Annotated in this window: 30 protein-coding genes; 14 read left to right on the top strand and 16 right to left on the bottom strand. The window is 56.9% G+C overall.

The features are described from left to right. Positions 1 to 70 precede the first annotated feature (70 nt). From AC2TEM_RS04265 to AC2TEM_RS04280, 4 genes are all read left to right on the top strand, one after another. Positions 71 to 373, top strand: a complete 303-nt coding sequence (locus tag AC2TEM_RS04265; protein ID WP_010439128.1) for a BufA1 family periplasmic bufferin-type metallophore — start codon at positions 71 to 73, stop codon at positions 371 to 373. A gap of 71 nt (positions 374 to 444) precedes the next feature. Continuing rightward, positions 445 to 1,302, top strand: a complete 858-nt coding sequence (gene bufB, locus AC2TEM_RS04270; RefSeq protein WP_170421001.1) for an MNIO family bufferin maturase — start codon at positions 445 to 447, stop codon at positions 1,300 to 1,302. After that, on the top strand, positions 1,299 to 2,060 hold the full coding sequence (locus AC2TEM_RS04275) for an HvfC/BufC family peptide modification chaperone (RefSeq protein WP_170420999.1): 762 nt from the start codon (positions 1,299 to 1,301) through the stop codon (positions 2,058 to 2,060). The genes bufB and AC2TEM_RS04275 overlap by 4 nt, the downstream gene beginning before the upstream one ends. After that, positions 2,057 to 2,575, top strand: coding sequence for a DoxX family membrane protein (locus AC2TEM_RS04280; RefSeq protein ID WP_170404850.1), 519 nt, complete (start codon positions 2,057 to 2,059; stop codon positions 2,573 to 2,575). The genes AC2TEM_RS04275 and AC2TEM_RS04280 overlap by 4 nt, the downstream gene beginning before the upstream one ends. A gap of 1 nt (position 2,576) precedes the next feature. Here the strand turns inward: AC2TEM_RS04280 and AC2TEM_RS04285 are convergent, their stop codons facing one another. Together AC2TEM_RS04285 and AC2TEM_RS04290 are read right to left on the bottom strand one after the other, a co-directional pair. Beyond that, positions 2,577 to 2,945, bottom strand: coding sequence for a hypothetical protein (locus AC2TEM_RS04285; protein ID WP_170420996.1), 369 nt, complete (start codon positions 2,943 to 2,945; stop codon positions 2,577 to 2,579). Between the two features lie 42 nt (positions 2,946 to 2,987). Further along, the gene (locus tag AC2TEM_RS04290) at positions 2,988 to 3,305 is read right to left on the bottom strand and encodes an arsenate reductase family protein (protein ID WP_170422413.1); all 318 of its coding nucleotides are present in this window, start codon (positions 3,303 to 3,305) and stop codon (positions 2,988 to 2,990) included. 214 nt (positions 3,306 to 3,519) lie between these two features. Here AC2TEM_RS04290 and AC2TEM_RS04295 point away from each other — a divergent pair, with 214 nt between their 5' ends. Then, positions 3,520 to 3,726: a cold-shock protein gene (locus AC2TEM_RS04295; RefSeq protein WP_008758035.1), complete on the top strand. Its 207-nt coding sequence runs from the start codon at positions 3,520 to 3,522 to the stop codon at positions 3,724 to 3,726. A 115-nt stretch (positions 3,727 to 3,841) separates the two neighbouring features. Here the strand turns inward: AC2TEM_RS04295 and thyX are convergent, their stop codons facing one another. Continuing rightward, positions 3,842 to 4,753 carry an FAD-dependent thymidylate synthase gene (gene thyX / locus AC2TEM_RS04300; RefSeq protein WP_170393643.1) on the bottom strand — a complete coding sequence of 304 codons (912 nt, stop codon included), beginning with the start codon at positions 4,751 to 4,753 and terminating at the stop codon, positions 3,842 to 3,844. Between the two features lie 177 nt (positions 4,754 to 4,930). On the opposite strand from thyX, the gene AC2TEM_RS04305 reads away from it, so the two are divergent. From AC2TEM_RS04305 to AC2TEM_RS04315, 3 genes are read left to right on the top strand one after another with little or no spacing between them, the layout of a single operon-like run. Beyond that, positions 4,931 to 5,359 (top strand): VOC family protein, encoded by a 429-nt coding sequence (locus AC2TEM_RS04305; RefSeq protein ID WP_170393645.1) that lies wholly within the window; start codon positions 4,931 to 4,933, stop codon positions 5,357 to 5,359. Further along, positions 5,356 to 6,060 carry a DUF1194 domain-containing protein gene (locus AC2TEM_RS04310; protein WP_170420994.1) on the top strand — a complete coding sequence of 235 codons (705 nt, stop codon included), beginning with the start codon at positions 5,356 to 5,358 and terminating at the stop codon, positions 6,058 to 6,060. The genes AC2TEM_RS04305 and AC2TEM_RS04310 overlap by 4 nt, the downstream gene beginning before the upstream one ends. Continuing rightward, entirely contained in the window at positions 6,057 to 6,827 is a 771-nt protein-coding gene (locus AC2TEM_RS04315; protein ID WP_170420992.1) for a DUF1194 domain-containing protein, read from the top strand. Before AC2TEM_RS04310 ends, AC2TEM_RS04315 begins: the two co-directional genes overlap by 4 nt. On the opposite strand, the gene AC2TEM_RS04320 is transcribed toward AC2TEM_RS04315, so the two are convergent. The 3 genes from AC2TEM_RS04320 to AC2TEM_RS04330 form a co-directional block, all read right to left on the bottom strand. After that, a complete protein-coding gene (locus AC2TEM_RS04320) occupies positions 6,774 to 7,271 on the bottom strand; it encodes a MarR family winged helix-turn-helix transcriptional regulator (protein ID WP_170393651.1) in 498 nt (165 codons plus the stop codon). The genes AC2TEM_RS04315 and AC2TEM_RS04320 overlap by 54 nt on opposite strands. Before the next feature lie 77 nt (positions 7,272 to 7,348). Continuing rightward, positions 7,349 to 7,606, bottom strand: coding sequence for a succinate dehydrogenase assembly factor 2 (locus AC2TEM_RS04325; RefSeq protein ID WP_170393653.1), 258 nt, complete (start codon positions 7,604 to 7,606; stop codon positions 7,349 to 7,351). Further along, the gene (locus AC2TEM_RS04330) at positions 7,603 to 7,995 is read right to left on the bottom strand and encodes a helix-turn-helix domain-containing protein (RefSeq protein ID WP_170393655.1); all 393 of its coding nucleotides are present in this window, start codon (positions 7,993 to 7,995) and stop codon (positions 7,603 to 7,605) included. The genes AC2TEM_RS04325 and AC2TEM_RS04330 overlap by 4 nt, the downstream gene beginning before the upstream one ends. A gap of 92 nt (positions 7,996 to 8,087) precedes the next feature. On the opposite strand from AC2TEM_RS04330, the gene AC2TEM_RS04335 reads away from it, so the two are divergent. Both AC2TEM_RS04335 and AC2TEM_RS04340 read left to right on the top strand, forming a co-directional pair. Then, entirely contained in the window at positions 8,088 to 9,290 is a 1,203-nt protein-coding gene (locus tag AC2TEM_RS04335; protein WP_170420989.1) for a pyridoxal phosphate-dependent aminotransferase, read from the top strand. Between the two features lie 14 nt (positions 9,291 to 9,304). Beyond that, complete coding sequence (locus AC2TEM_RS04340; protein ID WP_170420988.1) at positions 9,305 to 9,706, top strand: hypothetical protein; 402 nt, start codon at positions 9,305 to 9,307, stop codon at positions 9,704 to 9,706. A 4-nt stretch (positions 9,707 to 9,710) separates the two neighbouring features. Here AC2TEM_RS04340 and AC2TEM_RS04345 read toward each other — a convergent pair whose 3' ends face one another. From AC2TEM_RS04345 to AC2TEM_RS04355, 3 genes are all read right to left on the bottom strand, one after another. Beyond that, positions 9,711 to 11,075: an MATE family efflux transporter gene (locus tag AC2TEM_RS04345; protein ID WP_170420987.1), complete on the bottom strand. Its 1,365-nt coding sequence runs from the start codon at positions 11,073 to 11,075 to the stop codon at positions 9,711 to 9,713. A gap of 129 nt (positions 11,076 to 11,204) precedes the next feature. Then, a complete protein-coding gene (ppk2, locus tag AC2TEM_RS04350) occupies positions 11,205 to 12,134 on the bottom strand; it encodes a polyphosphate kinase 2 (RefSeq protein WP_170404818.1) in 930 nt (309 codons plus the stop codon). A gap of 170 nt (positions 12,135 to 12,304) precedes the next feature. Beyond that, a complete protein-coding gene (locus tag AC2TEM_RS04355) occupies positions 12,305 to 12,913 on the bottom strand; it encodes a peroxidase-related enzyme (protein ID WP_170420986.1) in 609 nt (202 codons plus the stop codon). A 240-nt stretch (positions 12,914 to 13,153) separates the two neighbouring features. On the opposite strand from AC2TEM_RS04355, the gene AC2TEM_RS04360 reads away from it, so the two are divergent. The 4 genes from AC2TEM_RS04360 (at position 13,154) to AC2TEM_RS04375 (ending at position 17,245) form a co-directional block, all read left to right on the top strand. Continuing rightward, positions 13,154 to 13,654 (top strand): NYN domain-containing protein, encoded by a 501-nt coding sequence (locus tag AC2TEM_RS04360; protein ID WP_170420985.1) that lies wholly within the window; start codon positions 13,154 to 13,156, stop codon positions 13,652 to 13,654. A 137-nt stretch (positions 13,655 to 13,791) separates the two neighbouring features. Further along, a complete protein-coding gene (gene parE, locus AC2TEM_RS04365) occupies positions 13,792 to 15,750 on the top strand; it encodes a DNA topoisomerase IV subunit B (protein WP_170420984.1) in 1,959 nt (652 codons plus the stop codon). Positions 15,751 to 15,762: 12 nt separating this feature from the next. Then, positions 15,763 to 16,689: an STM4504/CBY_0614 family protein gene (locus AC2TEM_RS04370; RefSeq protein WP_170420983.1), complete on the top strand. Its 927-nt coding sequence runs from the start codon at positions 15,763 to 15,765 to the stop codon at positions 16,687 to 16,689. Between the two features lie 274 nt (positions 16,690 to 16,963). After that, positions 16,964 to 17,245, top strand: coding sequence for a hypothetical protein (locus AC2TEM_RS04375; RefSeq protein ID WP_170420982.1), 282 nt, complete (start codon positions 16,964 to 16,966; stop codon positions 17,243 to 17,245). A gap of 59 nt (positions 17,246 to 17,304) precedes the next feature. On the opposite strand, the gene AC2TEM_RS04380 is transcribed toward AC2TEM_RS04375, so the two are convergent. The 7 genes from AC2TEM_RS04380 to AC2TEM_RS04410 form a co-directional block, all read right to left on the bottom strand. Beyond that, positions 17,305 to 18,075, bottom strand: coding sequence for an alpha/beta fold hydrolase (locus tag AC2TEM_RS04380; RefSeq protein ID WP_170420981.1), 771 nt, complete (start codon positions 18,073 to 18,075; stop codon positions 17,305 to 17,307). A 58-nt stretch (positions 18,076 to 18,133) separates the two neighbouring features. Then, entirely contained in the window at positions 18,134 to 19,279 is a 1,146-nt protein-coding gene (locus AC2TEM_RS04385) for an iron-containing alcohol dehydrogenase (RefSeq protein ID WP_170420979.1), read from the bottom strand. A 67-nt stretch (positions 19,280 to 19,346) separates the two neighbouring features. Continuing rightward, positions 19,347 to 20,729: an aldehyde dehydrogenase family protein gene (locus AC2TEM_RS04390; protein ID WP_170420977.1), complete on the bottom strand. Its 1,383-nt coding sequence runs from the start codon at positions 20,727 to 20,729 to the stop codon at positions 19,347 to 19,349. A gap of 128 nt (positions 20,730 to 20,857) precedes the next feature. Continuing rightward, a complete protein-coding gene (locus AC2TEM_RS04395; protein ID WP_480856007.1) occupies positions 20,858 to 22,219 on the bottom strand; it encodes a glutamine synthetase family protein in 1,362 nt (453 codons plus the stop codon). Continuing rightward, a complete protein-coding gene (locus AC2TEM_RS04400) occupies positions 22,216 to 22,965 on the bottom strand; it encodes an N-formylglutamate amidohydrolase (RefSeq protein WP_170426372.1) in 750 nt (249 codons plus the stop codon). The genes AC2TEM_RS04395 and AC2TEM_RS04400 overlap by 4 nt, the downstream gene beginning before the upstream one ends. Continuing rightward, entirely contained in the window at positions 22,962 to 24,662 is a 1,701-nt protein-coding gene (locus tag AC2TEM_RS04405; protein ID WP_170426370.1) for a Na/Pi cotransporter family protein, read from the bottom strand. The genes AC2TEM_RS04400 and AC2TEM_RS04405 overlap by 4 nt, the downstream gene beginning before the upstream one ends. A 4-nt stretch (positions 24,663 to 24,666) precedes the next feature. Next, positions 24,667 to 25,470 (bottom strand): inositol monophosphatase family protein, encoded by an 804-nt coding sequence (locus AC2TEM_RS04410; protein WP_170426368.1) that lies wholly within the window; start codon positions 25,468 to 25,470, stop codon positions 24,667 to 24,669. Positions 25,471 to 25,769: the final 299 nt, after the last annotated feature.

A 25,769-nucleotide genomic window follows, 5' to 3' on the forward strand; every position in this document is an offset into this window, starting at 1 on the left:
GCTGCCCCTGAACCATTACCTTGTCGTTGTCACAAGCAGACATACGCAGTCATTAACAAGGATTACCAAGATGTCGAACACTGCAAAAACACTGGTTATCGCAAGCGCAGTTGCTGCAGCCGTTTCCGGCGCGGCCACAACCGCAACAGCCCAGGCCAAAGAAAAGTGCTATGGCGTTTCTCTGGCTGGTCAGAACGACTGTGCAGCCGGCCCCGGCACAACTTGCGCGGGCACTTCGACTGTCGACTATCAGGGCAACGCATGGACCCTGGTTGACGCAGGCACCTGCGCCGACATCGAGCTGCCTAAAACAGCAGACGGTGCAGATCGCAAAGGCTCGCTTGAGCCGCTGGAGCGTGACCTGCCTGCATAAGGCTTTTCCGAACGAACCAGAAAGGGCGGGCAGGATCGCCCGCCCTTTCCACGTGATCAGGGGATTTGCAAATGTTGGACAATGCGCTCAGATCGAACCGGCTGCCTGCAGCACCGGGCGTTGGTTACAAACCACAGCATTTCTCGCAGATTCTTGAACAGGCCAAGCCTGTGGCGTGGCTAGAGATTCATGCCGAAAACTATATGGGCGATGGTGGCAGACCTCTGGCACAACTGCGTCACCTGTCCGAACAATTCCCCATTTCAGTGCATGGTGTCGGGCTGTCGATCGGCGGCGAAACGCCACTTGACCCAGATCACCTGGACCGCCTGAAGCATCTTGTCGGCTGGTTGAACCCGGCCAGCTTTTCGGAGCATTTGGCATGGTCAACCCATGACAGCCACTTCCTGAACGATCTACTTCCTCTGCCCTATACTGATGCGACTCTGGACCGTGTTTGCGACCATATTGATGAGGTGCAAGAGATTGTCGGGCGGCAAATGCTGTTAGAGAACCCCTCGAGCTATCTGGCTTTCGAGGAAAGCACATGGTCCGAACCTGATTTCTTGCGCGAAATCGCCCGGCGCACCGGCTGCGGGCTGTTGCTGGATGTGAACAACGTCTTTGTTTCAGCTACCAATCTGGATTTCTCACCGCAGGGCTATATTGATGCCTACCCGCTGGACCAAGTCGGTGAAATTCACCTGGGCGGGCATGATGAGGACGAGGACGATCATGGGCATCCCTTGCTGATCGACAGCCACGGGCGCGAAGTGGTGGACCCGGTCTGGGCGCTGCTGGACTACGTACTAGACAAATCCGGCCCCAAACCCCTGTTGATTGAATGGGACACCGATGTACCGGACTGGCCGGTGTTACGGGCCGAAGCCGAGCGCGCGCAAAAAGCGCTGGATCGCGTGCCCGCATGAGCGTGTCGCAAACGACATTCCACATGGCACTGCTAGATGCCAACAAGCCCATTCCCGATGGGTTGCTGGACGCCGAGGCGCAGCCCGCCGGTCGTCGCTTCAGCGTCTATCGCAACAACGTCGCCGTCTCGCTGACCGAGGCGATGCATCAGGCCTTCCCGGTGATCACAAAACTGCTGGGACCCCAGAATATGGACGGGCTGGCTGGAATATTCTTGCGCCAGCACCCGCCGTCCTCACCCCTGATGATGTTTTATGGCGAGGAATTCCCTAAATTTCTGGAAGGAATGGAGCAGTTGTCGCATCTGGGCTACCTGCCGGATGTTGCCCGTCTGGAACTGGCGCTGCGTAGGGCTTACCACGCCGCTGATCGACAACCCATAGATGCCGAAGCGCTCAGCTTGCCACCGGAAGATTTGATGCAAGCCAAACTGACCCTCGCGCCGTCGGTGCAGGTGTTGCGTTCAAGCTGGCCCGTACATTCGATCTGGCTATTTAACACCGAAGAAGGCGCGCCGAAACCTGAGGCGGGCGCTCAGGATGTTTTGATCATGCGTCCCGAATACGACCCTGCCCCACACCCATTGCTACCGGGTGGTGCGGCATGGATCGCGCTGATTCAGGATGGCAAATCCATCGGTGAGGCATTTGAATCCACCATGGCCGAAACACCCGAATTTGATCTTGGAACCACTCTGGCACTGCTTTTGCAGGGCGGTGCAATAACTTCTGTGACTATCGAAAGGCTGGACACATGACTGCCCTGATCTCAACTTACAATAATGCGATGGAAAAAGCGGATCACGCGTCCGGTTGGCTGACACCAACCCTGGCTCGGGTGGTCTTTATCGCCGTGTTGTTCGTCTACTACTGGAACTCGGCCACGCTGAAAATCGACGGCTCGATCTTTTCGCCATCGGCCGGAGCCTTCGGCCAGATCTTTCCCAAAGCTGCAGAGGCGGTGCTGTATGATGTGACTCAGATGACCTTTTTCCAGCGGGTCGTCATCTTCTTTGGCACAGTGGCCGAATTTGTCCTGCCTGTGCTTTTGCTGGTCGGCCTGCTGACGCGCCTTGCCGCGCTTGGCATGATCGGATTTGTCTGGGTTCAAACACTGACCGATGTCACCGGACATGGCGTCAAACTAGGTAGCTTATTCGACAACGCAATTACGTTGATGGATCAGCGCGTGATGTGGACATTCCTGCTGCTGGTGATTGTGATCAACGGCGCGGGTCCGCTGTCTCTGGATCGGTTACTACGCCTGAAGTGACCTAGAAATGTGCCTTGGGCTCGTCCGGTTTTCCTGCAGCGAGCCCGAGCAACCCTGCTACGCCTGCAAAGGCAATCGGGAACATGGTGAAAACGCCGAAGCCAAAGGCATAGTACATCCCAGCCGCAGAAATCAGCAGCAATAAACCCGCAATCAGCGCTCGAGAATGGGCCATCGCCCCGCCAACGATTGCCAACAAAGGCGCCACGATCGAAGCCGTCTGGATCAACTCGGGGTTCTCTACCTGCTCGGCAATGCCTTCGATCTCACCAAACTGGTCGATCAGTTCCACAAAGCCGTAGCCAAAAAAACCGACGATCATCCCGATCAGCCCGGCAATGACGCCTAAAATCATGGCAGCGTTTCGCATTCACAGGTCTCCGCTTGTTGCCCGTGTCACATAAGCAGTTCTTCAGGCAACACCAAGGGCCTGACGGGTTTCAGGCGTCCAACCCAGATACATCTGACCATTGGATACTATCAGTGGGCGTTTCATCAGGGTCGGATGATCAGCCAACAGCGCGAGCACCGGTCGATTGCGTGTGTCATCATCCAATCCCCGCCAGGTTGTTGATCGCGTATTGAGCAAGGCTTTGCCGAAAGTCTCGTACGCCTCGGACAGCACATTTTCGGGAACCCCTTGCGCGCGGACATCAACGAAAACCGCATCTGGAAGCAGTTTCAATGCCTTACGGCACGTATCGCAAGTTTTTAGCCCATATAGCTGCATCATCTAACTGATCCTGTAATCGCTGCAAATTTAGACAAACCCATCAGGCTGCCCCAGTTATTCTTGATTTTTTACTTCACCGTGTAATGTTGAAAAAGGCGAAACACGCGACCCGGGCTGTATCGTGAGGGCGAACAGTGACGTGTGGCGGTTTTGCCAGCCAAGGCCCCCACCAATTTGTGGGACAACTTGTAAGTAGAAGGAGACACGGGAAATGCCAACCGGCACCGTGAAATGGTTTAATACAACCAAAGGCTATGGTTTTATTGCGCCCGACGAAGGGGGCAAAGATGTGTTTGTTCATATCTCGGCCGTAGAACGATCCGGTCTGACCGGACTCGCTGACAATCAGAAAGTCTCGTACGAGTTGCAGGACGGACGTGACGGCCGCCAAATGGCTGCTGATTTGAAGCCGCTGTAAGGCACAGCCCGCCCCGGCGGGAAAGACAAAAGAAGGTTGACGGCCAATTTCAGGCCGTTAACCGCAAACCCTAGTGAACGCGCCCACCTTGGGACGTGCTTAGTTTTCTGTTGAATCAACCCTCTCGGATAACAGCCTCAAACTCACGCCATTCCCGTGCGGTCATGCCTGAGTTTTCCTGAGTGACATCTTCACCGCTGAGCATCCGACGCAAGCAGGTCACCATCTGCGCCGAGAGGTTGACTGCGCCAAGGCGGTAGTCCTCAAACGCGCGGTAGGCAAACGGTACCCAGTCGGCGACAATCTTGCACATGGTATCTGCGTAAACGCGGATTTCGTACTGCGCGTGCGGGTCGGCACGCAGACGCAAGAAGTGGAACAAGTTGTGCAAGTCCACCTTCCAATACCATTGCGTATAAATGTTGGCTGGAAGGTTCATCCTCGCCAGTTCACGCGCAAGCCCTTGCTGGCCGTCCTGACCGATCATCGCCTCGTAGTTGTCATAGCAGCGCGCACTGTCCGCTTTCAGTATCTCCAACACACGCGCGGCCTCTTCGCCTTGCAATGTGTCTCCACGGCCCTGATTGTTAACCTCGGATTGCGCGGCGACATGTTCGGGTGCCGGGATATAGAACTCTCGATCCAGGATCGAATACCGCGCCGAATATTCGTTCACATTCGCCGTGCGGTGGCGGATCCACTGGCGGGCTACGAATACGGGCAGTTTGACGTGCAACTTGATCTCGCACATTTCAAACGGGGTCGAATGCCAGTGGCGCATCAGATAGCGGATCAGGCCTTCATCATTTTGCACCGACTTGGTGCCTTTGCCGTAGGAAACACGCGCGGCCTGACAGATCGCAGCATCGTCGCCCATATAGTCGATAACGCGGACAAACCCGTGATCCAGAACCTGATGCGCCGTGTACAGATGATCTTCCATACCTTCGGCAACGACGCGGCGGGTCGGGCTCGACTGTGCGCGCTGAGCTTCGATCTCGGCCAGTTGGTCGGCAGACAGAGGCATGAAATTATCCTTTCCAGCAATGAGTCGCCGACCACTATATATCGGCAAGCTTGCCATCGGAACCGCGATATGTGCGGCGCATTGCGCTAAATCGGAATTGTGTCCGGCCAGCCCCTCGACATGGGATGAAGGCGCGCTAAGGTGCTTGGCATCACAACCAATGCAAGGAAAGTCGCGATGGGGCTGACATATCTCCACACCATGGTCCGCGTGAAGGATCTTGAGAAATCCATAGCGTTTTATGAACTATTGGGCCTGAAGGAAACGCGTCGTTATGAAAGCGAGGCTGCGCGGTTCACACTGGTATTCCTCGCCCCACCGGGACAAGAGGACGCGCCCATTGAACTTACATACAACTGGGATGGCGACGACGCACTGCCAAGCGACAGCCGCCATTTCGGGCACCTCGCCTATGGCGTCGACAACATTTACGAGACCTGCCAGCATCTTCAGGACAATGGCGTCGTGATCAACCGCCCGCCACGCGACGGGCGTATGGCGTTCGTTCGCTCGCCCGACAATGTCTCGATCGAGTTGCTGCAAAATGGTGAAGCGTTAGCCCCGGCAGAGCCTTGGTCTAGCATGGAAAGCACCGGCCACTGGTGATCCGCTGGCTGGGAGCATTGGGGCTGGCTGTCGCGGGCAGCCCCCTTTGGGCCGAGACCTGCCGCCTGGCGCTGGCGCTGGCCATGGATATCTCGACCTCGGTGGACGCGACTGAGGATGCGCTGCAACGACAGGGGCTGGCCAACGCATTGATTGCGCCCGAGGTGCAGGAGGCTTTCTTCCTTTCACCTCAACCGGTTGCATTAGCCGTCTATGAATGGTCCGGCAGTTTCAACCAGACATTGCTTTTGGATTGGACGATAATTGATACTCGGGCCAATTTGATCTCCGCCGCGCATCGGATCGGCACATCGAAGCGATCGGAAGACGAGTTTCCAACTGCAATGGGTCACGCGCTGGCGTATGGGGCAACCCTGCTGGCGAGCGCCCCGAATTGTCTGTTCCAAACCATTGATATCTCGGGCGATGGCAAGAATAACGATGGCTACGGGCCACAGATCGCCTACAAGCACTTTCCGTTCGACAACACGACCGTGAATGGTCTGGTGATCAATGCAGCTGATTTCGAAGGAGAAATCGACTTGATCCCGTTCTTTCAGAAAAATGTACTACACGGACCCGGTGCTTTTCTTGAGATCGCCGCCGGGTTCGAAGATTTTGAGCGTGCCATGCGTCGCAAACTGGAACGGGAATTGAAAGGATTGGAATTTAGTGCGTTGCAACCGGATAATGCGAAATGATCCGCCTGTGTGCGACACTTCTTTGCCTGCTGGCCAACCCGCTTTCAGCGCAATGTCGACAGGCTTTGGCGTTGGGAATGGATGTCTCTGGTTCGGTCGACAGTCGTGAGTACAGGTTGCAACTTAGTGGCCTTGCGGCGGCGTTGCGCCATCCCGAGGTGGTTCACCTGATCCTTTCAAACCCGTCTACCTTTATACGGATCTCTATCTATGAATGGAGCGAACCTGGCCACCAACGCCTCTTGCTTGGTTGGACAGATGTTCGCTCGACTGCTGATCTGCGTCGAATTCAGCAACATTTAGAAAGCACAACACGCTCATCAGCGCCTCAGGGAACGGCGGTCGGGTCGGCCATGTTGTACGGTGCTGAGATGTTGGAGAGCCAAAGCGATTGCTGGCGGCGAACGCTGGATCTGTCCGGTGATGGCAAACACAATCTCGGACATCACCCACGGGATATAAAAGCCGCTCTGCAAAACACTGATATTACAATCAATGCCCTTGTAATCGGTATCGACGACCCCAATCCAGGAGACACTCGCCAGGTAGAGATTGGGGAGCTATCTGCTTATTACCACGCGTGGGTCATCCGAGGCCCCGATGCTTTCGTCGAAGTCGCCCTTGGCTTCGAAGCCTATGAAGATGCGATGACACGTAAACTGATCCGTGAGCTTGAGGGTCTGTCGCTCTCCCAAACTCAGCCATCAAAGCTATCAGTAGATATACCGAATCTGATCGGTCCAATATCGTTCGACCCGACGCAGTGAACCGGTGATCTCTTCAATCCCATCGGTCCCGATCACGCCGCGGTTTTGCAGCCCTTCTGCATGGCGGGCGAACAGGTCTGACACGATATCGCGAATCTCACGCCCACGCGGCGTCAGGCGTACCCGTACCGAGCGGCGGTCAATCTCGCATCGTTGATGGTGCATATAGCCCATCTCGACCAGTTTCTTAAGATTGTAGCTGACATTGCTGCCTTGATAGTAACCACGGCTCTTCAACTCTCCGGCGGTTACTTCATGGTCGCCTATGTTGAACAACAGCAGGGCCTGCACCGCGTTGATCTCAAGTACGCCGACACGCTCGAATTCATCCTTGATAACGTCCAGAAGCAAGCGATGAAGACGCTCGACCAGCGCCAACGCCTCAAGATAGCTCGTCATGAACCCCTTGGTCCCGGGCGCGGTGACCTGTAACTCCATACTCATTCAATCCTCCGATTCATCGCGCTGTTTCTGAAAACATGACGCGAATTCCCGAAAAATCGGTTAAGCCTGATGATTGCTTATTTTTGAAAGGTTTGCGCGATATCCGCGATCAATTCGGCCAGCGGTTCCGGCGGGCTGGCCTGACCAGTGACCCATTGATACAGGTCCTGGTCATTTTCATGCAACAAGGCATCGTATGTGTCCAATCCCGCCTCGTCCATAGAAGACAGATTGCGATCGGCATATGCCGTCAGGATCAAATCCATCTCTTTGATGCCCCGCCGCATCGAACGCATTTTCATGCGCTTGATCCGGGTCTCGCGCGGCTCGGTCATTGATTGCGTTCCAATTTCAGACGCAGCGCTTTTTCGACGCGGGCCAGCCGCTCGGAGTTGGCTCGCATCTCACCTCGGATCGTGCGTAGCTCTGCAACGAGATCGCGCAATTCCGAGTCCGTATCGCCATGCAGGCTTGTTTCGTCCATGCCGTCGCCCTCGCCCGTCAGAAGCCACATGATCGAGACATTCAGCAGCCCCGCCATCATCGACAGCTTGTTCGCGCGGGGTTCCGACAAATCATCTTCCCACGAAGTGATCGTGGCTTTTTTGACACCAAGCCTGCGGGCCAATTGGGTCTGCGTCATGCCTGCGGCTTCGCGTGCGCCAGCAACGCGATCCCCGAAGGTTGCGGTGTCCGGTCCGAACCAGTCTGTTTCGTCGTTCATCGGGGTCTCCAAAGGGTAAAACTCAATTGGCTTGATCGTTATTTCGGCGCACCCTATGACAGTCGAGCTGAACATACAAACCGAGGCCGACCATGAGTTTCCTGTCTGCGACACTGTCACGCGTAAAACCCTCGCCCACCATCGCGATGACGTCCAAAGCAGCCGAGCTGAAGGCCGCCGGGCGCGATGTGATCGGGCTGAGCGCAGGCGAGCCCGATTTCGACACGCCGCAGAACATCAAGGACGCCGCCGTGGCCGCCATCGCTGCGGGCAAGACCAAATACACTGCTCCGGACGGCATCCCCGAGCTGAAACAGGCGGTTTGCGCCAAGATGAAGCGTGACCACGGATTGGACTATACGCCCGCTCAGGTCTCGGTCGGGACCGGGGGTAAGCAGACGCTTTACAACGCGCTGATGGCTACGCTGAACGAGGGCGATGAGGTCCTCATCCCCGCGCCCTATTGGGTCAGCTACCCGGACATGGTGTTGCTGGCCGGTGGCACACCAGTGATCGTCGAAACTTCGCTGCAGACCAATTTCAAACTGACAGCGGATCAACTGGAAGCCGCAATCACACCTAAAACGAAATGGTTCATCTTCAACTCACCCTCGAATCCCACCGGAGCGGGCTATAGCCGGGCTGAACTGAAAGAACTGACAGATGTCCTGATGCGGCATCCGCATGTTTGGGTGATGACCGATGATATGTATGAGCACCTGGCCTATGACGGGTTCGAGTTCTGCACGCCCGCACAGGTGGAACCGAGACTTTATGATCGGACGCTGACCTGCAATGGCGTCTCCAAAGCCTATGCCATGACCGGTTGGCGTATTGGCTATGCGGCAGGCCCGGTCGAGTTGATCGCCGCGATGCGCAAGGTGCAATCTCAATCAACTTCGAATCCCAGTTCGGTCAGCCAATGGGCAGCAGTCGAGGCTCTGAATGGAACTCAAGCATTCCTTGCGCCGAATAATGAGATCTTCAAACGCCGTCGCGATCTGGTCGTCGACATGCTCAGCCAAATCGACGGTATCTCGTGCCCGACACCCGAAGGCGCTTTCTACGTCTATCCATCAATTGCAGGCTTGATCGGGAAAACCACACCCGCGGGCACTGTGATAGATTCGGACGAAACCTTCGCAATCGCCCTGCTGGAAGAGGCCGACGTGGCGGTTGTGTTTGGCGCAGCTTTTGGTCTGTCCCCCAATTTCCGCGTCAGCTATGCGACCTCTGATGAAGCCCTGACTGAAGCCTGCACACGCATCCAACGTTTTTGCGCCGCGCTCACCTGATACCGGAGTTTGTTATGTCCACAGCCCTGCCTGAATACTATTTCCGCGTGCGCGAAAATGGGGCAGCGGTGTTCAGGATCGACACGGAAAATCGCCATCGCCGGATCGAGATGGAACAGATCGCGGTCATCAACATCCGCAATGGCGAGGTCAAACCGCAGGGCCAGCGTGTACTAAGCGACGCCGACAACGATGAAATCGCGCGCTGGATGGAAGAGCGCAAAGCCCTGCTATCCCGCCGCGATGTGGATGATATACACCGTGCGGTTGACTACCTGAATCTGACCACGCAATGGGCTCAGTCTAAAGCAACGGATGCGCAATTAGAGGACGTGACCGACCCATTGCTGATGGCAATGCACGACTTGCGGTCGGTACTTGTTCGAAAGAAATCCGACCGGATGAGCAAAGAATGATCCCCTAGGCGGGAACTTCTCCTACATAGCGCACCGACCTTAGCCAGAAGCGCGCCATCAACAATACGGCAGCACAAGCGAGGCCAATCACGAGGCCAAGCCAGACTCCGATCCCCTCCATACCTCGAACAAAGCCGAAATAGTACGAAGCGGGGATACCAATCACCCAATAGCTGAGTGCGGCCATCACCATCGGTATTTTTGCATCCTGCAAACCTCGCAACAGGCCTAGTGCGATGACCTGCGCCCCATCGACCAGCTGGAACAACGCAGCCATCGCCAGCAGGCCAGTGCCGATTAGCAGGATCTGTGGCCGCTGCGGATCATCAGCCTCCATAAACAGCGAGATCAGGGGCTCAGCGCATGTCAGGAATAGAACAATCGTCAAGACCGACACGATCAACGACATCCCGGTCACCGTAATCGCGCCTTTCTCAAGATGCGCCCGATCCCGTCGACCCAACGCGTTGCCCGCCCGAATAGTCGCCACATTAGACAAGCCCAAATGAACCATGAACGTCGCCGAGGCGAGGTTCAACGCAATCCCGTGAGCTGCCAGCGGCACTGGACCCAACCAGCCCATCATGACAGCAGAGATCGCGAACAACGACACCTCCGCCAGTGTCGTCAGACCGATGGGAACGCCCAAACGCAGCACGCTCATGAACATCTCCCAATCCGGGCGCCAAAACCGCTGAAACAAGCTGTGTTCCGGCAACGCACGCACCGCATAGATCACGACCGCCACCAATGATACGATCTGCGTCACCACTGACGCGATAGCCGCACCAATCACCCCAAGTTCGGGCGCGCCCCAGTTTCCGAAGATCAGCGCATAGTTGGTCACGCCATTGACCACAGCTGCAACAATCGTGATCCACAGCACAATCTGCGTCCGCTCAAGTGCGGCCAAATAGGACTTCAGGACCATCACCAACAGCGCCGGGAACAAGCCCCACCCCGCGACCCGCAGGTATACTGACGCAGTTTCAGCAACTTGCGGCTCTTGCTTCAAAGCAATCAGGATCGGATGGGACCACCACAAAAGAGGCATCATCACCGTCGCATAGATCAGTGATAGCCACAGACCCATGCGAGTGGAGCGACGAATGCTGGTCTCATTCTCCTCGGCGGCAGCGGTCGCCACCATCGGCATTACAGCCCACCCAAACCCGGCACCAAACAGGAACAGGACGAAATAATAGCTGTTGGCCAGCGTCACGGCAGCCAACGCCTCGACACCGTACCAGCCCAGCATGACTGTATCGGTCAAACCAATCGCATACTGTGCCAGATGCCCGCCAATCAACGGCAGGCCCAGCACCGCGATTGCGCGCAAATGGCCGGGATATGTCATCACCTTGTTCATTCCGCCAGCCTTAGGCTTGCGCGCTGCCCGAGACAAGAGCGGAACAAACTTATTTCATAATGAGACTAATGAGAACAAAGCGACGCAAGCCATCACCTTTGGTGCAACTGCTTTACAGTTTATCGATTTTCAGCCGATCTTCGCGTCAGGATGCAGCGCTGTCCCCAGAATATGGTCCGAGTTATGAATTACGTGATGCGCCTGCCCAACTATCAACGGATCAGGCTCACCAACGATCCTGAGGTCTTTGTCCGGGTAGTCCAGCGTCGACAGGAAATGCCGCATGCAGTTCAGACGCGCGCGTTTCTTGTCGTTGGATTTGACAATCGTCCAGGGCGCATCAGCGGTGTCGGTGTAGAAGAACATCGCCTCTTTCGCCTCGGTATAGTCATCCCATTTGCTCAGGCTAGCCTTGTCAATCGGTGACAGTTTCCATTGCTTCAACGGATCAGTTTCACGACTCCCAAAGCGCCGCTGCTGCTCTTCCTGCGTGACCGAGAACCAGTACTTGTAAAGTTGAATGCCCGAACGCACCAGCATCCGCTCCAACTCGGGCGTCTGCCGCATGAATTCCAGATACTCATTGGGTGAGCAGAAGCCCATCACCCGCTCGACGCCCGCACGGTTGTACCAGGACCGATCATAAAACACCATCTCGCCCACGGTGGGCAGCTGCTGCACATAACGCTGGTAATACCACTGCCCCTTCTCCTCATCCGTCGGCTTGTTCAATGCGACCACACGCGCCTGACGCGGGTTCAGATGCTCCATGAACCGCTTGATGGTCCCACCCTTGCCGGCGGCGTCGCGGCCCTCGAACAACAGCACAAACCGCTGCCCGGTCTCCTGCGCCCACAATTGAACCTTCAGCAACTCTGCCTGCAGCTCGGCCTTTTGCGCCTCGTAATCCTTGCGTGCCATCTTGCGGCCATAGGGGTACTTGCCGCTCTCAAAAGCTTGCCGGATTTTCTCGGATGTTGGTGCCGAGGCATCCGCCTTCAGGTCAGTTACAGCTTTGATCTGAGATGATTTTTGTTTGATCTGGGGTGCCGCATCCATACATGTTCTCCTCGGTTTCACTGTCGAGGAGATGCTTAGCCGATTGTCACACGGCGCGCTTTGATTGGTGTCAAATTGACATAGGTTTTGTCGGGGCGTCAAAGAACAAGCCTATGCCCGTTCTTTACATGACCCCAAAATACATAGGGGGGGAGCGGCCAGCCCCGCACTTACCGATGTCCCCAATCATCAGGATTGTCCGAGTTGTTCGGCGACAAGCCCAAAACGTCTCCGTCAGTCGAACACCCCAAACCCAAAACGGTTCTGTTCGCATAGGAGAAATACGAACACACCTGATTGATCTCAAGAATCTCGCCATCTTCCCACCCCGCCTCTCGCAGAGCGATCACGTCCGCCTCGGTCAGATCACAGGGTGCCTCGGTCAGCTTGCGCGCATATCTCATCGCTTCGACCTGCGCCGCATCCAGCGGAGCCGCCGCCGGATCACGCGCCTCAATCGCCGCACGGATCGCATTGCCGCGCGCCTCATCCTGCAGCAACCGCTGCAATCCGGAAAAGTGATGTTCCACGCAATACCCGCATCGGTTCAGAGAGCTGACCCACACGCCCAGCACCTCAAGAAACCACTTCGGTATCTTGTTGCCCGAGTGATGCAGCACGGCCTTATACATCGCCATATGGCCTTCCATCGAATGCGGCCGCAGGCTGTGCGCCATCATGATATTGTCCACATTGTTGTCCGGCCCGGTGACCCGGTCATAAAGCCTCCTCAGCTTTCCCGTCGCCTCTTCGAATGGAATGGTTCTGATCCAGCTCAATTCTTCTGCTCCCTAATTTCTGCTTCCGGAACAAAGCCTAAACGGGATTTCGAAACATGACGAGACCTTGGAAAGCTCGCGGTTTAATATCAATCTGTTTTGCATCACTGATATATGCTGGGCAGCCACCCCTACTGTCTGCTACGTCCCTATTGAAACAACTTTCTGACCAAAGACTTTTCAACTGTGTGCCCTCTCATCTGTATTTTTGCCCTGTCTTGTTTTGGCTCTGCTATAGCTATGTTCAATCCAGCGTTCTCAGATTGGTTATTGCTGACAGGACCGTGCGCATTGGCAAGTTTGCTGCTGCTGTTCGGAAAAAGGCTACGCCGGCTCAAAACTTCGAAAAACTGGGCTGTCGTCGATGGATCAAATGTTTTGCACTGGAAAGGCGGTGTTCCTAATATCGCCACAGTGCGCGAGGTTGTCGACGAGTTGAAGACAAAGGGGCGGACACCGGGCGTCGTCTTTGATGCCAATGTAGGATACAAAATCTCAGATCGCTATATGAACGACAGTTCCCTTGCGGCTTTGCTTGGGTTGCCATGCAGCCACGTGATGGTTGCGCCGAAGGGTACTCCTGCCGACCCGCTAGTCCTTCAGGTAGCGCGGGATCTCGGCGCTGCTATCGTCACAAATGACCGGTTCCGTGATTGGGATGACGAATATTCGGATGTGCTTGAGAAAAGTTCTCTTGTTCGAGGTGGCTTTAAAGACAAGACTCTCTGGCTGTCATTGTAAACGCGCTGCAATACAGCGCTGAATATCGCTCCGGTTCCGTTGGCCCCGACAAACCGGATACAACACCTCGCGTCCCTCTTCCCCCGGACCACATCACCTGCCATAATGGGGGAAACTCAAAAACAAGAGCAGCACCCATGCCCGACGATCTGTTGACGCCAGAAGCGACCTCCACCTATGACGCCTCGTCCATCGAGGTGCTCGAAGGGCTGGAACCGGTGCGCAAACGCCCCGGCATGTATATCGGCGGCACGGATGAGCGGGCGCTGCACCATATGGTGGCCGAGATACTCGACAACTCAATGGACGAAGCTGTTGCGGGCCATGCCAACCGGATAGAGGTCGAGCTGCACGCAGATTACGCCCTGACCGTTCGTGACAACGGGCGCGGCATTCCGATCGACCCGCATCCCAAGTTCCCCGACAAGTCGGCACTTGAAGTGATCCTCTGTACCCTGCACGCAGGCGGTAAATTCTCGGGCAAGGCGTATCAGACTTCGGGCGGTCTGCACGGTGTGGGTGCATCGGTGGTGAATGCCCTGTCGGATTCGATGGTCGTGCAGGTGGCACGCGACAAACAGCTATTCGAACAACGCTTCTCGCGCGGTATCCCTCTAGGTCCGGTGGAAAAAGTAGGCGCAGCGCCCAACCGGCGCGGTACAACCGTCACGTTCCACGCCGACGCGGACATCTTCGGCCACCACAAATTCAAACCCGCGCGCCTATTCAAATCCATCCGCTCCAAGGCCTATCTGTTCTCGGGCGTCGAAATCCGCTGGAAATCTGCCATCGACGACGGCGAAACCCCGACCGAGGCCACCTTTCACTTCCCCGGCGGTCTGTCGGACTATCTGAAGGAGACGATGAACGGCTCGTCGACCTATGCCGAGCAGCCCTTTGCTGGCACCGTGGACTTTAACGAGAAGTTCGGCACCCCCGGCAAAGTCGAATGGGCGATCAACTGGACGCCTTCACGCGACGGGTTCATCCAGTCCTACTGTAACACTGTCCCCACCCCCGAAGGCGGCACACATGTCGCCGGTTTCTGGGCTGCGGTCCTCAAGGGGATCAAGGCCTATGGCGAGCTGATCAATAACAAGAAAGCAGGTCAGATCACCCGTGACGACCTAATCACCGGAGGCTGCGCGCTGGTGTCCTGCTTTATCTCGGAACCGGAATTCGTCGGCCAAACCAAAGACCGTCTGGCCACGGTCGAGGCGCAGCGGCTGGTCGAAAACTCCGTCCGCGACCATTTCGATAACTGGCTGGCGGCTGATACGAAATCCGCCGGGGCGATCCTCGACTTCCTCATCCTGAGAGCCGAAGAACGCCTGCGCCGACGGGCCGAGAAGGAAACACAACGCAAGTCCGCCACTAAGAAACTTCGTCTCCCCGGCAAGTTGGTGGACTGTAGTAGTTCAACACGCGACGGCACGGAATTATTCATCGTCGAGGGCGACTCGGCGGGCGGGTCCGCCAAAATGGGCCGGGACCGCAAAACGCAGGCCCTGCTGCCCCTGCGCGGCAAGATTCTGAACGTGCTGGGCGCGGCCAGTTCGAAACTGGGCACCAATGCCGAAATCAACGACCTGACCCAAGCGCTGGGTGTTGGCCTTGGCACCAAGTTCAACGTCGACGACCTGCGCTATGACAAGATCATCATCATGACCGACGCGGATGTGGACGGAGCGCATATCGCCTCGTTGCTGATGACGTTCTTCTTTACCCAGATGCGACCCATGATTGATGCAGGTCACCTCTACCTCGCCTGCCCGCCCCTCTATCGCCTGACCCAAGGCGCCAAACGCGTCTATTGTCTGGACGAGGCCGAGCGCGACGAATGGCTCGAAAAAGGTCTGGGCGGCAAGGGCAAGATCGACGTCTCGCGCTTCAAGGGTCTGGGCGAAATGGACGCCAAGGACCTGAAAGAGACCACGATGGACCCCGCCTCCCGCAAACTGATCCGCGTCACTATTGACGAGGACGAACCCGGCGAGACAGGTGATCTGGTCGAGCGCCTAATGGGCAAAAAACCCGAACTGCGTTTCCAATACATTCAAGAGAACGCGCGGTTTGTGGAGGAGTTGGATGTTTGAGAATTTGATTTAATGGCGGTTTTTGATCTTTATTCCAAGCGAAGAAGACGAGCGCTTGGCGAGGTTCCGGACGTATTTACATACGATGAGACCCCTGAACAGCTACGCGTTCAAGTGCTGTATCTGTGGGATAGCACAATCGGAACCCAAAGAGATTACAATGAACGTTATGGAGTTGGAGACGCCAAAGGCGCATTTAGCCTAATCGTTCAGACCCTCCGAAAGGAATATGGAAAATTAGAACTGGTTAGACAGTACCGGGAGAACTTCAGAGAAGAGTTGAGGGCATTCTTCTTAAGTTCCGCGGATGCCGATCAAGCAATTGACGTAATTGAATTGAGTTTCCGTGTGATTGACAATATTTGCCGTGATTGGAGCAATGATCACGCATCTGCGGCCGACGATGCGATAGAGGAGTTGAATGAACGGTTTTCTGAACACGGAATTGGATTCAGTTTCGACGACGGGCAGATCATTCGCAAAGATACAGAGTTTACCCACAAAGAAATTGTGAAACCTGTGCTGCGTTTCTTATCTGAGCCGGAATACTCTGGCGCACAGCAAGAGTTTCTAAGTGCCTTTGACCATCAAAGACAAGGCAAGAATAAAGAAGCCCTGAACGATTGCCTCAAGTCTTTTGAAAGCACGATGAAGGCCATTTGCGTGAAGCATGGTTGGGCATTTGACAAGAACGATACCGCTAAAGCACTAATTAAAATCATGTTTGATCAAGGTCTTGTTCCAAGCTTTTGGCAGAACCAGTTCAATACACTTCGATCTTTGTTGGAGAGTAGCGTACCAACTGGGCGAAACAAACAAAGTGGTCATGGGCAAGGTAGTACTCCGACAGTCGTCTCAGACGAGGTGGTCAAATTTATGCTGAACATGACTGCATCTTGCATTCTGTTTTTGGCATCCTCAGAGAAATCTCTGCCATAAATACTCCACCCTTCGCGCTTTATCGCAACCATCGCGCCCGCCCACGGGGGCGGGTTGGGCGCGTGCTTGATGCTTTGCATCAAGCAACTGGTAGATAGTACGGTGCTTCCCAACCAGTAGGCCGGGCTTCAGCCCGGCACACCGCAACCCCCTTGCCTAACCCGTTGATCCCGTTCACACTTACCCTCAATCCGTCATCCAAGAACGACATATGAGGTTCCGAGCGCCCAAGACCTAATTTGACAACCAACACATTTCCGAACGGGAGGACGACATGAAAACACTAACCCTAGGGCTGGCCCTGACCCTGCTTGCCTCGGCAGCCCCCGCGCAGCAGATGCTCAGCACTGCATCGCCCATTCCGGACGGGGCCGAGACGCGGTTTTGCTACTATGACGGCATGGCCTATTCGCCAGACGCCTTCATCCTGCTGACCGGTGACAACACCGTCACCTCAACCATCAGCACGCGCGAGGAACGGCTGCTGCGGTGTCATCGCAATGACGATGGTTCTCTGGTCTGGAAACCACAGAGCACGTTTCAAACCAACAACTGACGTAGGATGGGTTTCCAACCCATCAAAGCGGAGCGGGGACGATGGGGTGAAACCCCATCTTACCCAACATTCCGATCCAACCAGTCGGCAATCCGTTCGGCTGGACCTTCCCAGCCCGGCTCCATGAACAGAAAATGCGCGTGGTTGTCGACGGGCAGGAAAGTCGCACGGTCTCCGTAAAGCTTCGCCAGAGCGCGGCAGGTGTTGGGGTTCACGGCCCGGTCCTCGGTGCCTGAAACGATCAGCACCGGGCAGTCGACCTTGTCGATCTCCACCTTCATCGCGTGGTGGTCGTCGAACATCCAGAAGAACATCTCGAACATCACCCGCCCGCTTTCGGGGCCGAGCTGGTCATACACCTCATGCTGCTGCGCCTCGGGCATCTTGTTGAGCGCAAAGGGGGCCATCAGGTCGAAATCGACCCGCATGGGCTGTTTCCAGAACGCCCCACCCTCCATCAACGCGCGCGGCACAGCGCGTTCGTCGTCGGTTTCCGGCAATGTGCCCCAAGCCGCGTTTGGGTTGATCAGGACAATTGCGCTGGCCAACCCCCGAGACGCCACCTTCTGCGCCACTACCCCCGCAATCGCATGGCCCAGTAGAACAGGTTTGCTATCCAACCCCTGCACGAAGTCCGAAATGTCATTGGCGTAATCTAGGACGCTTGTGTCGGTGAGGCCGGGATCGGGATCTGCCTTGGGGCCGCCACCATGGTAGCGTAGCGCGGGCGTATGCACCGTCCAGCCACGTGCACGAAAGAAGCCCGCATAATCCTCCATACACCACGGTCCGGCAAAAGCACCGTGGATCAGAACAATCTCTTTCGTCATGAAAATCTCCCTCACCTCCGACCAGTATGAAAGGTGAGGGATGGGTTCGGCAAGCCTGTTAGTGTGCTGCGTTGAAGAGCGTTGTCAGGTTTTCTTCGGTCAATTCGATCGGATTCCCTCCGCATGAGGGGTCGATGATTGCGCCTTGGACCAGTTCGGGGATGGCGGCTTTGGTGACGCCGAGGTCGGAGAGTTTGCGGGGGATGGCGAGGCTGTCGTTGAACTCTTGCACGAAGCTGCGGAAGCCGTCGAAGCCGCCGTCGATGCCCAGATAGGCGGCGGCCTGCTGGAAGCGGTCGGCGATGACTGGCGCGTTGAACTCGAGCACGGCGGGCATGCAGACCGCGTTGGTGGTGCCGTGGTGGGTGTTGAACACCGCGCCGACGGGGTGGCTCATGGCGTGGATGGCGCCCAGGCCTTTCTGGAAGGCGGTGGCCCCCATCGCCGCCGCGCTCATCATCTGGGCGCGGGCTTCGATGTCGGTGCCGTCCGCATAGGCACGTGGCAGGTAGTCCTTGACCAGCCGCATCCCTTCCAGCGCGATGCCCTGAGACATCGGGTGGTAATGCGGGCTGCTGAACGCCTCGACACAATGCGCAAACGCATCCAGACCGGTGCCTGCCGTGATGAACTTTGGCATGCCCACCGTCAGCTCGGGGTCGCAGATTACCACGGTCGGCAGCACCTTGGGATGGAAGATGATCTTCTTGGCGTGGGTTTCAGAATTGGTGATGACGCTGGCGCGCCCCACTTCGGACCCGGTCCCGGCAGTTGTGGGGACGGCGATGATCGGCGCGATGGCATCGGCATCCGCTCGGGTCCACCAATCGCCGATGTCCTCAAAGTCCCAGACCGGGCGCGTCTGACCACACATGAAGGCGACCATCTTGCCCAGATCCAGCCCCGAGCCGCCGCCAAAAGCGATCACCCCGTCATGGCCGCCCGCGTTATAGGCCGCAACACCGGCCTCGAGGTTCTGTTCATTGGGGTTCGGGTCCACATCCGCGAACAGACCCCGGCCCAGACCGGCGGTCTCCATGATATCCAGCGTCGCGGTGGTGATCGGCAGGTCGGCCAGCCCCTTGTCGGTGACCAGCAGCGGCTTCTTCATGCCGGCCGCAGCACAGGCTTCGGGCAATTCATTGATCCGCCCGGCCCCGAATTTGATTGCGGTTGGATAAGACCAGTTTCCAACAAGTGACATGTTTGCTTTCCTTCGTGTCAAAAGGCCTGCCCCGGCGAGGGGGTCATTCCGAGGCAGGCCGGCGTCCTTAGCCCGTGACCTTTTTCAGGTGATAGGATTTGGGACGTGTCAGGTTGTGATAGCCAATGACCGAGAGACCGCCGCCGCGCCCGGTATTCTTGCAGCCGGTCCAACACAGGCCGGGATCCAGATAATCGGCGCGGTTCATGAAGACGGTGCCCGTCTCAATCTGGTCGCCCACCCGCGCAGCACGGTCCAGATCGCTGGTCCAGAGGCTCGCCGTCAGGCCAAACGCGCTGTCATTCATCAGCCGGATGGCCTCGTCATCCGTGGACACTTTCATAATGCCCACTACCGGACCAAAGCTTTCATCCCGCATCACCCGCATGTCATGGGTGACATTGGTCAGGATCTGCGGCGTCAGATATGCGCCGCCATCATCCTCGGGGAAGATGTCGATATGGGCCACCGCACCAGCCTCGACCGCCTCGGCAATCTGCGCCCGCACCTCATCGGCAAAGCGCACATTGGCCATCGGGCCAATGGTGGTCTCAGCGTCCAGCGGATTGCCCAGCTTATAGCCCTTCACGATCTCCACCGCCCTGGCGACGAAGTCGTCATACATGCTTTCATGCACATAAATCCGCTCGATCCCGCAGCAGCACTGGCCCGCGTTGAACATTGCCCCGTCGATCAGCGTCTCAACCGCCGCCTCCAGATCGGCATCGTCCATCACATAACCCGGATCTTTGCCGCCCAACTCAGTCCCGACGCCGGTAAAGGTGCCCGCCGCCGCGCGCTCCATCGCCTGGCCGCCGCCGACCGAGCCGGTGAAGTTCACGAAGTCGAACGCATTGCCCGCGATCAGATCGTTGGTCACGTCATGGCTCAGAAAGACATTCTGGAACACGTCTTCGGGCACACCCGCTGCATGGAAGGCCTGCGCCATACGCTCGCCCACCAGCAGGGTCTGCGTGGCGTGTTTCAGGATCACCGTATTACCCGCGATCAGCGCCGGGGCCACCGTGTTGATCGCCGTCATGTAGGGGTAGTTCCACGGCGCCACCACAAACACCACCCCATGCGGGATGCGCCTGATATAGCGCTTGAACGTCTCATCTTCGCCCACCGCGATATCAGCTAATGCGCTTTCGGCAATCCCGGCCATATGGCTTGCGCGCTCGTTGAAGCCGCCAAACTCACCGCCATAGCGCACCGGGCGACCCATCATATGCGCCAACTCGGGCACGATTTCCTCATTCATCGCGCCAACAGCAGCCACACCCGCCATCACGAGATCAATGCGTTCCCGCAAGGGCCGCGCCGCCCAAGCCGCCTGTGCGGCCCGCGCCCGGCCCGCAACCTGAAACGCGGCCTCCCGCGACAACACCTCGCGCTCGGCATAGACCGACCCATCAATCGGCGAGACACATTGCAACATCTGCCCCATAGTCACTCCATCTCTAAAGAGAGCAGGATCCCTGCTTCATCTGGCCATAAATATCTCTGGGGCCGCCATTGGTGCGCCATTGGTTCGAGCGCCAATGGCGGCAGGGCTGGCCCCTCGCTTTCACCCTCTCAAGCCCGCTCGAACCCGCGGGCAATTTCCCAATCGGTCACCACGCGATCAAACTCTTCGATCTCAACCTCGGCCGCGCGCGCATAGTGTTCGACAACGTCATCTCCCATTGCAGCCCGCAACATCGCCGAGCCATGCAGCGCATCTCGCGCCGCGCGCAGATTGCCCGGGATCATCCCCGTCTCTCCCTGATAGACGTCGCCCGTGGTCGGCGGCTGCAACTCCAGCCCTTCTTCGATCCCAGCGATCCCCGCCGCCAGCATCCCTGCCATCGCCAGATAGGGGTTCATATCCGAGCCCGGGATACGGCATTCCACCCGCACCGCCTTGGTGCCGTCACCGCACAGGCGGAACCCGGCGGTGCGGTTGTCCACCGACCAGATGATCCGCGTCGGCGCAAAGGTCCCCTTCATGAACCGCTTGTAGCTGTTGATGTAGGGCGCCATGAAACAGGTGTAATCGGCGGCGTATTTCAAAAGACCCGCCATGTAGCTTTTCATCACATCCGACATGCCGAGCGGATCTTTTTCGTCGAAAAAGATCGGCCGCCCCTCGGACCAGAGCGACTGATGCACGTGGCTGGAACTGCCCACTTTCTCATGATGCCATTTCGGCAGGAAGGTCGCGGCATGCCCATGCTGCCAGGCAATCTCTTTCACCGCGTTCTTGGCGATCGAGTGATACTCGGCCGTCTCCATCGCAGGCGCATATTTGATGTTCAGCTCTTCCTGCCCGGTCTCGGCCTCACCTTTCGTGTTCTCGACCGGTATCCCCGCATCCCACAGATGGTTGCGGATCGGGCGCATCACATGCTCTTCCTTGGTGGTCTGAAGGATGTGATAGTCTTCGTTATACCCCGAGATCGGCTCAAGGTCGCGAAAGCCTTCCTTGCGGATCTGATCAAAGCTTTTCTCGAACAGGAAAAACTCCAGCTCGGTGGCGCACATGGCGTCATAACCCATCGCCTTCAGCCGGTTCACCTGACGCTTCAGGATCGAGCGCGGCGCGTGTGGGACTTCTTCATGCGCGTGATGATCCAGCACATCGCACATCACCATCGCCGTGCCTTCCAGCCACGGCACTGGGCGCAGCGTGCTCAGATCCGGCTTCATCACATAATCGCCATAGCCCCGCTCCCAACTGGTCGACGCATACCCATCCGGCGTCCCCATCTCGAGATCCGTCGCCAGCAGATAGTTGCAGCAATGCGTCTCTTCCCACGCTCCCGCAACAAAATGACCCGCATGAAACCGCTTCCCCATCAAACGGCCCTGCATGTCAACCAGACAAACCAATACCGTATCAATCTCGCCAGACGAAACCTCAGCCTTCAAATGCTCAAATGTCAGCGTCGCGCTCACGATGCGTCCTCCCTGATCGTGATATCGTTCAGCGCCGGTTCAAGCAGCGCCAGTATATCCCGGGACATGTTGGCAACCTGTATTTCATTGCCCAAAAGATCATTGCGTACTTCGATCATCACATTGGCCAGCCCCCGGCTCAGCGCATGGAGACGGAGCGAATGCGTTACACCGTCAGCGGGGCCATAGGGCTGATTGCGTTCCGTGCGGCGATGCGGGATCTGATCCATGTGATCCAGCATTGCATCGACCAGACGGCTGTCCTCGTCATGGAGAAGTCCAAGTTCAACCGCGCGCGGCTGCCCAAAATAGACTGGCGTGAAGGAGTGAATAGTCACAACGACTGTATCCGGACCGCGCGCATCCAGAACCTGTGCAACTGCCTGACAGTACGGGGCATACACTGCCTGGATGCGTGCATCGCGTTGCGATTGATCGAGGCCCACATTGCCCGGCACTTCGATCAGTTCTGATTTCTCGGGCATTGCGCTTGCCGCCTCGGGCGGACGGTTGCAATCATAGACCAATCGCGAGACGGTCGAGGCCACGACCGGAGCATCAAGCGCTGTCGACAGCGCCCGTGTCAGCGCCATTGCGCCCGGATCCCAAGCGGCATGGCTGACGCGCGCGGATGCGGACAATCCCAAATCATCAAACTCTGCCGGAATGCGGTTGCTTGCATGTTCACACAGCAGAACGACGCGCCCAACGCCCGCCTGGTTCAGGATTTCGACCGATCCGGTCATCCTTTGACCTCGGTATCCGCATCCTGTTCCATCTGCGGCATTTCTTCGATCAGACGGGTTTCAAGCAACTGCCCGTTGCGATACAGGATCGGATAGGCAACCGCCGCGATATGGCTGTTGAATTCGCGAAAGGCGCGCAGGGTTTCGAGGTGGATGTCACTGGTTTCAAAGCTCTCCGCACTGCCATGTTGCAGACGCTTTAGGTGACGTTTGCGGCTGTCACGCTCGGCCCGTTTGATTTCGGTCTTCTCAAGGCTCAGCAGGCGCGCGCTTTCCAGATCGTCCGAGATCAGCACGTTCGAGGCCAGTTTCAGGTTGGCCACAATCCCCTCGTGCATTTCGACCAGCTCTGACCAACCTTCTTTCGAGAACGCGGCCCCCTTTTTGCGCATGTCATCCGCCAATGCCGTCAGGCGTTTGGCCACCACGTCGCCCGCGGTTTCCAGGCGAATGGCATATTCCATTAGGTCCCGCGCAATCTTGGCATTTTCCTTGCCGAACGCATCAGCGGGGATAGCCGCCACATATTGCCGGATACCAGAAAGGCAATCGTTCACATCAGTATCCATGTCCCGAATGGCCCGGATCTGCTCCTTGTCGCCGCTGCGATAAAGCTCCAGCGCAGGCCGGAACATCGCGCCAACCATGTCGCTCATCCGCAGAAGCTCGCGTTTGAGGTTAGACAGGGCCTGATTGGGTCTGCTGAGGGAGTCGAGATCAAGTGCGCTGATCGGTTGCCCGGGCTGCGCGCTGCTTTCAGGACTTTTCGGATCGGGCAGCAGTTTTTCGAATGGCGCGCGCAGCATGCCGCAGAACGGCAGGGCCAGAACCAGAAGCGAGGCGTTGAAAATCAGATGTGCATTCACCAGCATCTGCCCGCCTTGCAGATCGCCCAATACTCCGGTTCGCAGCGCCATGTTGGCAGCAAACAGCGAGACAATTGACCAACTGCCCCGCAGCGCCAGATTAGCGAAGGGAATGCGCCTTGCAGACAGGGCCATGCCGCGTGTCAGCCAAACCGGGATGAAGGCGGACCCGAAATTAGCACCCAACACCAGCGAGAGCCCGGCGGCAAACGGGATCGCCCCGATTTGCACCAGGGTCACACACATCAAGATCGCAGCGACCGAAGAATGCATGACAAAGGCCAGCGCTCCACCGACCAGGAACGCTGTGATGTAATCACGCGCAAGATACTCGGCGATGGCGGGTAGAAAGGCGCTGTCACGGATTGGGTCCATCGCCTCGCGCAGAAAACGCAGCGAGATCAGAATGAATGCGACACCCATCAGAATACGGCCCAACTGGCGCGGTTTCTTGGCCTCTGTCTTGACGAACAGATAGCCGCCGACCGCAAGCAGTAGCGGCACCAACCAATCCAGTTTGAAGGACAGAACCTGAATGATCAACGCCGAGCCGAGATCGCCACCCAGAACCATCGCGAGCCCCGTCGGAAAGGCCAACATCCCGCCCGCCGCAAATCCGGAGGTCAGCAATGCAACCGCGGCCGAGCTTTGCAGGACGACGGCCATTGTAAGCCCTACCATCGAGGCCTGCGCATAGCTGCGCTGCCCCGTCATCACCCGCTGAAACGATGCACCATAGCTACGCTCGATGCCCGTGCGCACCATGCGCACAGCGTAGAGCAGCAGCATTGTTGCCCCGGCCAAACTTATGAGGAAACTGACAATCGCCATCCTGCTATCCGTTCACCAGATCAAGAAGCTCGGCGTGTAATTGCGGCGTCGCCGCCGATATCACCCGACCGTCAGAGTTCAGATTAAGCGGATTGCCCTCCCAATCGCTCATAATCCCGCCCGCAGCTTCAACTACGGCGGAAACCGGCAGATAGTCATAAGGCTGCAGATCATAATCGATGACCGCATCAACATGGCCCATCGCAAGCAGTGCATGCGGGTAGCAGTCATAGGCAAAGCGTCGGGTCTGTCCCGAATTCATCAACCGATCAAACAGGGCCGGATGATCCCGGTAAATCTTGTCGCCTTCGTTGACGAAAAAAACTGCGTCGCTCAATTGGCGTGTAACGCTGACCGAGACAGGCTTGCCATTCAGTGTGGCCCCTTGACCTTTCATGCCGATCAGAAATTCGTTCAGGGCAGGCATGCCGATGACCCCCAATCGGGGAAAACCATTCGTGAGATATCCCAACAGGAACCCAAACAACGGATGCCCCGACAGGAATGACCGGGTGCCGTCAATGGGATCTACAATCCAGACATTCTGCCGATCCTGACCTTCGAACCCCTGCTCTTCGCCAAAGATACCGTCATCTGGAAAGTTCTCAGCCAAATATTGTCGCACAACGGCCTCGACACCCTTGTCCGCCTGTGTGACCGGGCTTTCGTCCGCCTTGAACTCAACCCCCAAACGTCCCCGAAAGTACCCGCGCGCAGCCTGCGCGGCGATATTGGCGATTTCGGCGGCGTGAATCGCGATATCTGACGTACCTTCGGGCGTTGCAACGGTATTTGGTGGGGTTAGCATCTGTTTTTGTCCCTCATTGCAATGCCTTAAGCAGTATTCAGAGACGCCGTCATGGTACAGGTAAACTGGATGACTAACGGATCGCCATTGCACATGGGTGTTCCGGTTGTATCGTCACTCTGCGATGCTGCATTACGCAACATCTTTTAAGCATCAACGTCACAAAACCCCACACAGCACAGCAACATTAACCCACAAAAAACAACTTATTCAACTAAATTATTCCGTTTTTGGTTGATTAGCGGTTTCGTTTGTGGATTTTTGAGCGGTGGGTATCGCCATTCCGAGGCAAAGCAGGC

The sequence above is a fragment of the Ruegeria sp. HKCCD3925 genome (genome assembly GCF_057221175.1).

What these genes read in the sequence shown, in the direction of transcription:
- AC2TEM_RS04265 (WP_010439128.1), top strand. Translation starts at nt 71, where the DNA reads ATGTCGAACACTGCAAAAACACTGGTTATCGCAAGCGCAGTTGCTGCA.
- bufB (WP_170421001.1), top strand. Translation starts at nt 445, where the DNA reads ATGTTGGACAATGCGCTCAGATCGAACCGGCTGCCTGCAGCACCGGGC.
- AC2TEM_RS04275 (WP_170420999.1), top strand. Translation starts at nt 1,299, where the DNA reads ATGAGCGTGTCGCAAACGACATTCCACATGGCACTGCTAGATGCCAAC.
- AC2TEM_RS04280 (WP_170404850.1), top strand. Translation starts at nt 2,057, where the DNA reads ATGACTGCCCTGATCTCAACTTACAATAATGCGATGGAAAAAGCGGAT.
- AC2TEM_RS04285 (WP_170420996.1), bottom strand. Translation starts at nt 2,945, where the DNA reads ATGCGAAACGCTGCCATGATTTTAGGCGTCATTGCCGGGCTGATCGGG.
- AC2TEM_RS04290 (WP_170422413.1), bottom strand. Translation starts at nt 3,305, where the DNA reads ATGCAGCTATATGGGCTAAAAACTTGCGATACGTGCCGTAAGGCATTG.
- AC2TEM_RS04295 (WP_008758035.1), top strand. Translation starts at nt 3,520, where the DNA reads ATGCCAACCGGCACCGTGAAATGGTTTAATACAACCAAAGGCTATGGT.
- thyX (WP_170393643.1), bottom strand. Translation starts at nt 4,753, where the DNA reads ATGCCTCTGTCTGCCGACCAACTGGCCGAGATCGAAGCTCAGCGCGCA.
- AC2TEM_RS04305 (WP_170393645.1), top strand. Translation starts at nt 4,931, where the DNA reads ATGGGGCTGACATATCTCCACACCATGGTCCGCGTGAAGGATCTTGAG.
- AC2TEM_RS04315 (WP_170420992.1), top strand. Translation starts at nt 6,057, where the DNA reads ATGATCCGCCTGTGTGCGACACTTCTTTGCCTGCTGGCCAACCCGCTT.
- AC2TEM_RS04320 (WP_170393651.1), bottom strand. Translation starts at nt 7,271, where the DNA reads ATGAGTATGGAGTTACAGGTCACCGCGCCCGGGACCAAGGGGTTCATG.
- AC2TEM_RS04325 (WP_170393653.1), bottom strand. Translation starts at nt 7,606, where the DNA reads ATGACCGAGCCGCGCGAGACCCGGATCAAGCGCATGAAAATGCGTTCG.
- AC2TEM_RS04330 (WP_170393655.1), bottom strand. Translation starts at nt 7,995, where the DNA reads ATGAACGACGAAACAGACTGGTTCGGACCGGACACCGCAACCTTCGGG.
- AC2TEM_RS04335 (WP_170420989.1), top strand. Translation starts at nt 8,088, where the DNA reads ATGAGTTTCCTGTCTGCGACACTGTCACGCGTAAAACCCTCGCCCACC.
- AC2TEM_RS04340 (WP_170420988.1), top strand. Translation starts at nt 9,305, where the DNA reads ATGTCCACAGCCCTGCCTGAATACTATTTCCGCGTGCGCGAAAATGGG.
- AC2TEM_RS04345 (WP_170420987.1), bottom strand. Translation starts at nt 11,075, where the DNA reads ATGAACAAGGTGATGACATATCCCGGCCATTTGCGCGCAATCGCGGTG.
- ppk2 (WP_170404818.1), bottom strand. Translation starts at nt 12,134, where the DNA reads ATGGATGCGGCACCCCAGATCAAACAAAAATCATCTCAGATCAAAGCT.
- AC2TEM_RS04360 (WP_170420985.1), top strand. Translation starts at nt 13,154, where the DNA reads ATGTTCAATCCAGCGTTCTCAGATTGGTTATTGCTGACAGGACCGTGC.
- parE (WP_170420984.1), top strand. Translation starts at nt 13,792, where the DNA reads ATGCCCGACGATCTGTTGACGCCAGAAGCGACCTCCACCTATGACGCC.
- AC2TEM_RS04370 (WP_170420983.1), top strand. Translation starts at nt 15,763, where the DNA reads ATGGCGGTTTTTGATCTTTATTCCAAGCGAAGAAGACGAGCGCTTGGC.
- AC2TEM_RS04375 (WP_170420982.1), top strand. Translation starts at nt 16,964, where the DNA reads ATGAAAACACTAACCCTAGGGCTGGCCCTGACCCTGCTTGCCTCGGCA.
- AC2TEM_RS04380 (WP_170420981.1), bottom strand. Translation starts at nt 18,075, where the DNA reads ATGACGAAAGAGATTGTTCTGATCCACGGTGCTTTTGCCGGACCGTGG.
- AC2TEM_RS04385 (WP_170420979.1), bottom strand. Translation starts at nt 19,279, where the DNA reads ATGTCACTTGTTGGAAACTGGTCTTATCCAACCGCAATCAAATTCGGG.
- AC2TEM_RS04390 (WP_170420977.1), bottom strand. Translation starts at nt 20,729, where the DNA reads ATGGGGCAGATGTTGCAATGTGTCTCGCCGATTGATGGGTCGGTCTAT.
- AC2TEM_RS04400 (WP_170426372.1), bottom strand. Translation starts at nt 22,965, where the DNA reads ATGACCGGATCGGTCGAAATCCTGAACCAGGCGGGCGTTGGGCGCGTC.
- AC2TEM_RS04405 (WP_170426370.1), bottom strand. Translation starts at nt 24,662, where the DNA reads ATGGCGATTGTCAGTTTCCTCATAAGTTTGGCCGGGGCAACAATGCTG.
- AC2TEM_RS04410 (WP_170426368.1), bottom strand. Translation starts at nt 25,470, where the DNA reads ATGCTAACCCCACCAAATACCGTTGCAACGCCCGAAGGTACGTCAGAT.